The organism is Herminiimonas sp. (assembly GCF_030645555.1).
Lineage (GTDB): Bacteria > Pseudomonadota > Gammaproteobacteria > Burkholderiales > Burkholderiaceae_D > Oxalicibacterium.
In genome coordinates this window covers 1-8796 of sequence record NZ_JAUSME010000247.1, presented here as the reverse complement: position 1 = coordinate 8796, position 8796 = coordinate 1, and the positions used below count along the sequence as shown (strand labels likewise).

The following is an 8796-nucleotide window of genomic DNA, read 5'->3' as shown; positions in this document are numbered from 1 at the left end:
TGCCGCGCAAATCCTGCATGGTTTTCAATGGCGAATTATTTGCCACCAGCACGCGCGCACGGTAGTCGGTAAATCCCTTGGCAGTGGCCAGGCCTTCATAGCCATTCTTTCTTACTGCCGTTAAACCTATATGGGCAGGATGTATGAAGACCAAATCGTATTTGCCTTCGGCCAAACCTTTTTCAAACGCGGCATATTTATCGACAGACTGCAGCTTCACATTCTGTTTCAACTCTTTCGACAGCAATTGCAGTAGCGGTTTGTAGCGCTCGCTGGCAGGGCCGCCATCTTGATATGTCACACCTTCATTAATGGCTAAAACCAGATCTTGCGCTGAGGCGGAATTGATCCCGGCGGCCAGCACTGTCATGGCCAAGAAAGATATGAATTTCATGAAGTCGCTCCGTTTGTAAATATTTTTATAAGGTAACTAATTGTATGGTGAATGTTACATTAACAAAACAAAACACAAGGGATTTTCTTGGTCTGGGTGTGCAAAAACGCACAACAATTTATTTTATTTACACAAATAGATGGGACGTCCCGCGCGGCTCCATTTGCCTGTGGGGCAGCCCATTATCCAATGTGAATGCTTCGTATTAAAAAAACAGTTCGATGGGGAAAAATGCGACAAGACGAGTGGATAGCCAGCAGCCATGCACTCTGCAGGATGACGGCGAGAAACAGCCGCTATATTTACGCCAGTTTGCTCGCTGTTTTCCCAGTCTCTTTCTGTTTTAATATTTCACTCCGTGCGTTGCCGAACAAAGCATGCAAGCTTGCTGCGTGACAATGGTGGCGGATGTAAAGCCAAATCAGGCCCATGGCGCGGTGTCTCTATGGACATTCCAGCGATCATGCAATTCTGTACCGTCACCTTCAAAGCGAGACCATCATGCAAATTCGTACCTGGTTATTTGTCATCATTCTGGGCGCTATAGGCGCGCTGGCGGCATTGAACTGGACTGCATTCAATACGCCGACTCAATTGTGGCTGGGCGTGACTACCGTGCAAGCCCCGCTAGGCCTGGTCATGCTGGGCTTGACTGCGACGCTGACTGCCTTCTTTCTGATGTTAATCATTTACCTGCAATCCTCTGTGCTGCTGGAGGCAAGGCGTCATGCAAAAGAATTGCATGCCCACCGCGAGCGTGCCGATCAAGCCGAAGCTTCGCGTTTTACCGAACTGCATCGCTACCTAGAACTGGAAATGCAGGCGGCATCCAAACAGGATCTGGCGTTGCAAGAGGCATTACTGGAGCGGCTGGAGCGCCTTGATATCGGCGTCCTGGCTGCGATAGAACAATCCGGCAATGCAGTGGCGGCGCATATAGGGGAGCTGGAAGACAGGCTGGAACGCGGTGGCAATGCGGAGACAGCAAATCGGCTGGCATGAATGAAATTGCCGGACATTTTATTTCCGTACGGCAATAAAATATCCAATAAATCGGCATACCCAGTTAAACTAGGTATCCATTGCAACCCTTTCCTTACTTCATCATGGCAAAAGCCAAGCAAACAGAAATGAATGCCGCCATCATCGGCGCTACGCTGGCGTTGGTCGTGATCGCCATTCTGGCGGTATGGTTTTTCCTGTCGTATCGTGCGCTGCCGGTAGCGTCATCCAGCTATACAAGCTTTGGTCCCGTGGTGGTGCGCAGTTCGCAATTCTCGGTCAAGACTAGTTACGCAGTGCAAACGCGCAATGACGATGAGGAGTGGGTGAAAAGTCACCAGAAGGAATTGAATTTTGCCGTGCAGGCGGCGCTGGCCAATGCCGACCCCCAGCGCTTGCGTGACCCGGATAGCGTGACTTATCTGCAGGAAATGCTGCGCGATGCCGCGAATACAGCACTCAATACGCGTAACGTCGAGGCAATTTTATTGACTGATTTGATCGTGCAGGCGCCATGATTTTTGCCATATGCTGCAAGCCCATGCATACTTGATGCTTGGAGTTACCGATTACTTTCAGCATGAGCAACACAGACCATCTAATTGATACCAGCGATACCAGCGGCACCTCGCTCCGCCCCGATTCGCCCTGCGCCGGTTATTGTTCGACTTCGCATGGCGATGAAATCTGCAAGGGCTGCGGCAGGACGTTTGACGAAGTGATCAACTGGATCATTTACGATGACGAGGAAAAAGCCGTCATCTGGGCCAGGCTGGAAGCGGCCGGCTTGGTAAAACGCTAAGCGTTTTCACTGTTGCGCTACCCGGATACACAAAAAATCCCTGGCCATTCGATGGCTGCATTAGACTTCAAAGCCAAGAGGCGGTAGACTTTAGCCCTTTTTGCTAGGGCTATTCCATGTCCGACCTGCCCGATCTGCCTACCGCCGATTCCGCCGATACGCCAGCGTTTGAATCCCGTACAGTTACTTCCGAATTGATTGCCCGCGAAGTTGCGCGCCGGCGCACCTTCGGCATCATTTCGCACCCGGATGCGGGTAAAACCACGCTGACTGAAAAACTGTTGCTGTTTTCGGGCGCGATCCAGCTTGCCGGCACCGTCAAGGGACGCAAGAGCGGCCGCCATGCGACATCCGACTGGATGGAAATCGAAAAGCAGCGCGGCATCTCCGTTGCCAGCTCGGTCATGCAGTTCGAATATCGCGATCACGTCATCAACCTGCTCGATACGCCAGGCCACCAGGACTTCTCTGAAGATACCTACCGCGTGCTGACTGCAGTCGATTCCGCGCTGATGGTGATCGATGCAGCCAAGGGTGTGGAAGAACAGACGATCAAGCTGCTCAACGTCTGCCGCATGCGTAACACGCCCATCATCACTTTCATGAACAAGCTCGATCGTGAAACGCGCGATCCGCTGGAATTGCTCGACGAGCTGGAGTCGGTGCTGAAGATAGAGTGCGCGCCGGTCACCTGGCCTATCGGCATGGGCAAGAACTTCCGCGGCGTCTACCATTTGCTGCGCGACGAGATCATGCTGTTTGCTCCCGGCAGCGAGAAGGCGGACCAGACCTTCGAAATCGTCAAGGGCATAGACAATCCGCGCCTGGCAGAAATGTTCCCGCTCGAAATCGAACAGCTCAAAATGGAAGTCGAACTGGTACATGGCGCCTCGCATCCATTCGAGCTTGATGCCTTCCTGAACGGCACCCGTACGCCGGTGTTCTTTGGTTCCGCGATCAATAACTTCGGTGTGCGTGAAATCCTGAATGCCTTGCTCGACTGGGCGCAACCGCCGCGCGAGCGCGATGCGACCCTGCGTTCGGTCAAGCCGACTGAATTGCCGTTTTCCGGTTTCGTCTTCAAGATCCAGGCCAATATGGACCCGGCGCATCGCGACCGCATCGCCTTCCTGCGCGTATGTTCCGGCCATTTTGAACGCGGCATGAAGATCAAGCATTTGCGCTTGAATCGCGAAATCAAGGTCTCGAATGTCGTGACCTTCATGGCGTCGAGCCGCGAGCAAGTCGAAGAAGCCTACGCCGGCGATATCATCGGTTTGCCGAACCACGGCAACATGCAGATAGGCGACAGTTTTTCCGAAGGTGAATTGCTGCAGTTCACCGGCATCCCGTACTTCGCGCCGGATTTTTTCCGTGCTGTGCGCATACGCAATCCGCTGAAGATCAAGCAATTGCACAAGGGCTTGCAGCAACTGGGTGAAGAGGGTGCGATCCAGGTGTTCAAGCCGGTCAACAGCGGCGACCTGATTCTGGGTGGCGTCGGCGTGCTGCAGTTTGAAGTGGTCGCCAGCCGTTTGCTCAATGAATACGGCGTCGATGCAGTGTTCGAAGGCACCAGCATCAGCAGCGCGCGCTGGATCACCTGCGACGATAAAAAGATGCTGGCTGATTTCGAGCGCTCTTCCGCCGGTCACAACCTCGCGCACGATGCAGCTGGCAATGTGGCTTATCTGGCCAGCTCAGGTGTCAACCTGCGACTGACGCAGGAGCGCTGGCCGGGAGTGACTTTCCACGAAACGCGTGAACATTCGGTCAAACTCGCCTGATTGCAGCCGCCATATGCCATCGTTGCAGTTGCAACGATGGCATGCATCTTTTATCCCCTTTATCTATTTGCCCTGGCAAGACAGCATGCTGTGCTTGCCTGATTCGTGCATTCTTGGCATCGTGTAGCTGATGATTTGCAATAGGAAAGACATGCCGAAAATTTTCAAATTCACTGAATTCTCGCTGCGCGATTTGATCGTGACTGCCGGACCCATGGCGGTCCTGGTCACACTGGCCTGTTATTTTGCCTACAAGCTGGTCGATCCCTGGCCGCCATCGCAAGTCACGATTTCGACCGGGCAGGAAAACAGTGCCTACGAAGAATTCGGCAAAAAATATGCGGCAGCTCTCGCCGGCTTCGGCATCAAGACCACATTGCAACCCTCGCTGGGTTCGCAGGAAAATCTGCAGCGTTTGCATGATCCGGATTCTGCTGTCGACATCGCATTCGTGCAGAGCGGCTCGACCGAACAGGAAGAGGCGGAAAAATCGGGACTGGTTTCGCTAGGCAGTTTGTTTACCGAGCCCATCTGGCTGTTTTATCGTGAGAGCAAAAACATCACGCAACTGACGCAATTGAAAGGCTTGAAGGTCAACGTTGGCCCGGAAGGCAGCGGCGTACCCAAGCTGTTCAAGACGCTGTTGTCAGTCAATGGAGTCGAACCCAGGGATGTGAAAATGGGCCAGCTGGAAAACACGCCCGCCACCGTGAAATTGCTCGACGGTCGCATTGATGCGCTGGTCTTCAGTTCGGCGCCGGACAGTTTGCTGATACAGATGCTGCTGCAGACGCCGGGCATCAAGTTGTTTGATTTTACCCAGGTGGAAGCCTATTCGCGTCGCTTCCCGTATTTGTCGCATGTGGTTTTACCGCGCGGCATCGTCGATCTCGGACGTGATTTGCCGCCGAAGAATTATCACTTGATTGCACCGACGGCGACGCTGGTGGCGCGTGAAGGCATGCATCCGGCACTGATCGATCTGTTCATACAGAGTGCGGCGACGATACATGGCGGCGCCGGCTGGTTCCGCAAGCAGGGTGAATTTCCGAATGCCAGTTATACAGAAATTACCGTGGTGCCTGATGCGGCAAAATTCTATCGTGACGGTCCACCATTCCTGCAACGCTATATGCCGTTCTGGGTGGCGAATTTTTTTGAAAGAATGTGGGTCGTGATCGTGGCGCTGGGCGCCTTGTTCCTGCCACTGTCGCGCATCGTGCCGCCCTTGTATGTGTGGAAGGTACGTTCACGCGTCTACCGCTGGTATGGCCAGTTGCGCACGGTGGAGCAGGCGATAGAAGATGTGCCGCCGGAAAAGCGCGCCGGAGTTTACCCGGCGCAGTTGCTGCGTCTCGATGAAATCGAAGAGAAGGTCAATCACATTTCGATACCGCTGTCGTTTGCTGACGAGCTGTACCGCCTGCGCAGCCATATCAATCTGGTGCGCAAGCGTATCGTCTGGCTCAGCGAAGCAAAAGCCCGGGAACCCAGCCCTTAAGCGCCGATCCAGGGCAGCCCTGCATGGCACCAGCCATTGACTGTTTTGCGATGGCCATCGGCATCCTTCTCGCCTTCAAAACCTTCCAGTACGTCGAAGCAATTGGCATAGCCGTTTTCCGTTGCCAGCTTGGCCGCATGGCGTGAACGCACGGCGCCGCGGCACAGAAAAAGCAGCACGTCTGCCTTGTCGCTAACGTGCCCCAGCTGCTGCAGGAAATCGGGATTGGGCGTGCCGCCTGGATAGACATTCCATTGCACGGCAGTGTGCTGTTGCGGCGCGATATCGGGACGGCCTATCCAGTCGCGTTCTGCATTGGTGCGCACATCGACCAGTTTTACTGCGGGATCGCTTTGCAGCAAGGCATATGCTTCCTGTGGCGTCAGCGCGCCGGCATAGGGCAGTTGATGCGCCTGCCCGCGTTGGCGTGCGATGGCGAGAAGTTCGGTAGAGGTAGGCATGGTGTATGGTTCCGTATAAACGATGCATTTCATTATAGATGAGCGCATGCATGCAAGTTGCCAATCACTTGCATGGGTATAATCTTCATTCACCCTCATTAGGCAAACCCATGACCACCATCCAGCTTATCGCGGCCATCATCTTTGCCATTGCACTTGTGCATACCTTTGCCGCCAAATCGTTTGAGCGTTTGGCGCATCATCATCCGAAACACGCAGGCTTGTTGCATTTGCTGGGCGAAATCGAAATCGTATTCGGCTTCTGGGCCTTTGTGCTGATCGTCGTGATGGCGCTGGTATCCGGCGGCAAGGAAGCGCTTGATTATGCAGAGTCGCGCCAATACACCGAGCCGCTGTTTGTGTTCGTGATCATGGTGATTGCAGCATCGCGCCCGGTGCTGGACATTGTCAAGGCGCTGATCGCGCTGGTCGCGCGCATGTTGCCTTTCAATACCGCGGTTGCCCATGTATGGCTGTGCCTGGCGCTGGTGCCGCTGATAGGCTCCTTGATTACCGAGCCGGCAGCGATGACGCTGGCGGCATTGATGCTGGGGCCGCTGATCTTTCGCCAGGGTATACCCGAGTGGCTGAAATATGCTGCGCTTGGCGTGCTGTTCGTCAATATATCGATAGGCGGCACCCTGACATCGTTTGCTGCGCCGCCAGTGTTGATGGTGGCGACGACATGGAATTGGGATAGCGCCTTCATGGCCGCCAATTTCGGCTGGAAGGCGGCGCTTGCGGTAGTCATCAATGCGACCGGCGTGACTTTCCTGTTGCGCTCTTATATCAAGGATTTTGCTGCGCAGGATACACAGCAGCCAGAACCAGGCGTGCCCTTGATCGTCAGCCTGATCCATCTTGTTTTTCTCAGCGGTGTCGTCGTGTTTGCGCATCATCCTGTGATTTTCATCGGCTTGTTCCTGTTTTTCCTCGGCTTCACCAAGGCATATGAACAATTCCAGAATCCGCTGATTTTGAAAGAAGGTTTGCTGGTCGGATTTTTCCTGGCGGGCCTGGTGGTCCTGGGCGGCATGCAGCAATGGTGGCTACAGCCTATCGTGGCTGGCCTTGAGCCGACGGCACTGTTTTTTGGTGCGCTGGGATTGACGGCCATTACCGATAATGCCGCACTGACTTACCTGGGTTCCCTGATTGACGGCATGTCGGATGCGGCAAAATACATGCTGGTGGCGGGTGCGGTTGCCGGCGGCGGCTTGACGGTGATTGCGAATGCGCCCAATCCGGCAGGTGTGGCTTTGTTGCGTCAGGGCTTCAATGATCAATCGATAGGCGTGCTTGGTTTGTTGTTGGGCGCGCTGTTGCCGACCGCAGTGGCGACGGTTTTCTTCCTTTTATTCTAAGTGCACCAAAATAATGCATTTATTGTATTTAACACAGTAAACGCACAAAAATATTGCATTAATTCATTGATGCACTTTTTTGGTGAGATTCCGTGTTTGTTCCATCATCGTGCATGTGCGCCAAAAGCTGCTTTGCCACAGGAAGCTGCCGCTCCACCAAGGTGCGGTAGCTGCATTATTCGTGCAGACGATGGCATGGAATCTGCTATCATTTCGCTCGAGTTCTGGTCGCATGCTGTTTGATGCATGCACGCCTCATAATCCATTTACTGATTCTGTATTACTTTGCTCAATTTTAGGAGATTCGCATGGCAATGACGGCCGCAGAGGTCTTGAAGATGGTGAAAGACAACGAAGTCAAATTCGTTGATTTTCGCTTTGCTGACACAAGAGGCAAGGAACAGCACGTCACTGTGCCAGTTTCGCATTTCGACATGGATAAATTTGAATCCGGTCATGCGTTTGATGGTTCCTCGATCGCTGGCTGGAAAGGTATCGAATCGTCCGACATGTTGTTGATGCCGGATCCGAACACCGCCAATATCGATCCATTCTACGAAGAAACCACGCTGTTCATGCAGTGCGACGTCATTGAGCCGTCGGATGGCAAAGGCTATGATCGCGATCCGCGTTCTATCGCCAAGCGCGCAGAAGCGTATTTGAAATCGTCCGGTCTGGGCGATACCGCTTACTTCGGTCCTGAGCCAGAATTCTTTATTTTCGACAGCATCCGCTGGAAAATCGGCATGGATGGCTGCTTCGTCAAGATTGATTCGGAAGAAGCATCGTGGAGCACCGGCGAAAAACTCGAAGGCGGCAACACTGGCCATCGTCCATCGGTAAAAGGCGGCTACTTCCCAGTGCCACCGGTCGACAGCTTCCAGGACATGCGTTCGGAAATGTGCCTGATTCTGGAATCGCTCGGCATTCCGGTTGAAGTGCATCACCACGAAGTGGCTGGCGCTGGTCAAAATGAAATCGGCAGCAAATTCTCGACCCTGGTCGAGCGCGCTGACTGGACCCAGAACCTGAAATACGTAGTCTGGAACGTGGCTCATACCTACGGTAAAACAGCGACTTTCATGCCTAAACCTATAGTTGGCGACAACGGTTCGGGTATGCACGTGCACCAATCAGTCTGGAAAGATGGCAAGAACCTGTTCGCAGGCGACGGCTATGCTGGCTTGTCTGATTTCGCCCTGTACTACATCGGCGGCATCATCAAGCACGCGAAGGCACTGAACGCGATCACCAACCCGGGCACCAACTCGTACAAACGTCTGGTTCCAGGTTTTGAAGCGCCAGTTAACTTGGCATACTCGGCACGTAACCGGTCCGCTTCTATCCGTATTCCTCACGTATCGACCCCTAAAGGTCGCCGTGTTGAAGCGCGTTTCCCGGATCCACTGGCCAATCCATACCTGTGCTTCTCGGCTTTGCTGATGGCAGGTCTCGATGGCGTGCAAAACAAGATCCATCCAGGCG

9 protein-coding genes are annotated in these 8796 nt (G+C 53.8%); 7 read left to right on the top strand and 2 right to left on the bottom strand.

All coding sequences use genetic code 11. The features are described from left to right. Positions 1 to 394 (bottom strand): phosphate/phosphite/phosphonate ABC transporter substrate-binding protein (locus Q7T06_RS09660; RefSeq protein WP_304784072.1); only part of this gene is annotated, 394 nt, incomplete at its 3' end. Positions 395 to 895: 501 nt separating this feature from the next. Here Q7T06_RS09660 and Q7T06_RS09655 point away from each other — a divergent pair. The 5 genes from Q7T06_RS09655 to Q7T06_RS09635 all read left to right on the top strand — a co-directional run bounded on the left by Q7T06_RS09655 (position 896) and on the right by Q7T06_RS09635 (position 5486). Further along, positions 896 to 1396, top strand: coding sequence for a LapA family protein (locus Q7T06_RS09655; RefSeq protein ID WP_304784071.1), 501 nt, complete (start codon positions 896 to 898; stop codon positions 1394 to 1396). A 104-nt stretch (positions 1397 to 1500) separates the two neighbouring features. Further along, a complete protein-coding gene (locus Q7T06_RS09650; protein ID WP_304784069.1) occupies positions 1501 to 1914 on the top strand; it encodes a flagellar basal body-associated FliL family protein in 414 nt (137 codons plus the stop codon). A 62-nt stretch (positions 1915 to 1976) separates the two neighbouring features. Continuing rightward, positions 1977 to 2198, top strand: a complete 222-nt coding sequence (locus tag Q7T06_RS09645; protein ID WP_304784066.1) for a DUF1289 domain-containing protein — start codon at positions 1977 to 1979, stop codon at positions 2196 to 2198. 116 nt (positions 2199 to 2314) lie between these two features. Next, positions 2315 to 3985 carry a peptide chain release factor 3 gene (locus Q7T06_RS09640; RefSeq protein ID WP_304784064.1) on the top strand — a complete coding sequence of 557 codons (1671 nt, stop codon included), beginning with the start codon at positions 2315 to 2317 and terminating at the stop codon, positions 3983 to 3985. 151 nt (positions 3986 to 4136) lie between these two features. Further along, positions 4137 to 5486: a TAXI family TRAP transporter solute-binding subunit gene (locus Q7T06_RS09635; protein ID WP_304784062.1), complete on the top strand. Its 1350-nt coding sequence runs from the start codon at positions 4137 to 4139 to the stop codon at positions 5484 to 5486. Here Q7T06_RS09635 and Q7T06_RS09630 read toward each other — a convergent pair. Further along, the gene (locus Q7T06_RS09630) at positions 5483 to 5947 is read right to left on the bottom strand and encodes a rhodanese-like domain-containing protein (RefSeq protein ID WP_304784060.1); all 465 of its coding nucleotides are present in this window, start codon (positions 5945 to 5947) and stop codon (positions 5483 to 5485) included. The genes Q7T06_RS09635 and Q7T06_RS09630 overlap by 4 nt on opposite strands. Before the next feature lie 110 nt (positions 5948 to 6057). Between Q7T06_RS09630 and Q7T06_RS09625 the strand changes: the two genes are divergently transcribed. Together Q7T06_RS09625 and glnA are read left to right on the top strand one after the other, a co-directional pair. Further along, positions 6058 to 7311, top strand: coding sequence for a putative Na+/H+ antiporter (locus Q7T06_RS09625; protein WP_304784058.1), 1254 nt, complete (start codon positions 6058 to 6060; stop codon positions 7309 to 7311). 308 nt (positions 7312 to 7619) lie between these two features. Beyond that, positions 7620 to 8796 (top strand): type I glutamate--ammonia ligase (glnA, locus tag Q7T06_RS09620; RefSeq protein WP_304784056.1); only part of this gene is annotated, 1177 nt, incomplete at its 3' end.

What these genes read in the sequence shown, in the direction of transcription:
- Q7T06_RS09645 (WP_304784066.1), top strand. Translation starts at nt 1,977, where the DNA reads ATGAGCAACACAGACCATCTAATTGATACCAGCGATACCAGCGGCACC.
- Q7T06_RS09630 (WP_304784060.1), bottom strand. Translation starts at nt 5,947, where the DNA reads ATGCCTACCTCTACCGAACTTCTCGCCATCGCACGCCAACGCGGGCAG.
- Q7T06_RS09635 (WP_304784062.1), top strand. Translation starts at nt 4,137, where the DNA reads ATGCCGAAAATTTTCAAATTCACTGAATTCTCGCTGCGCGATTTGATC.
- Q7T06_RS09655 (WP_304784071.1), top strand. Translation starts at nt 896, where the DNA reads ATGCAAATTCGTACCTGGTTATTTGTCATCATTCTGGGCGCTATAGGC.
- Q7T06_RS09625 (WP_304784058.1), top strand. Translation starts at nt 6,058, where the DNA reads ATGACCACCATCCAGCTTATCGCGGCCATCATCTTTGCCATTGCACTT.
- Q7T06_RS09640 (WP_304784064.1), top strand. Translation starts at nt 2,315, where the DNA reads ATGTCCGACCTGCCCGATCTGCCTACCGCCGATTCCGCCGATACGCCA.
- Q7T06_RS09650 (WP_304784069.1), top strand. Translation starts at nt 1,501, where the DNA reads ATGGCAAAAGCCAAGCAAACAGAAATGAATGCCGCCATCATCGGCGCT.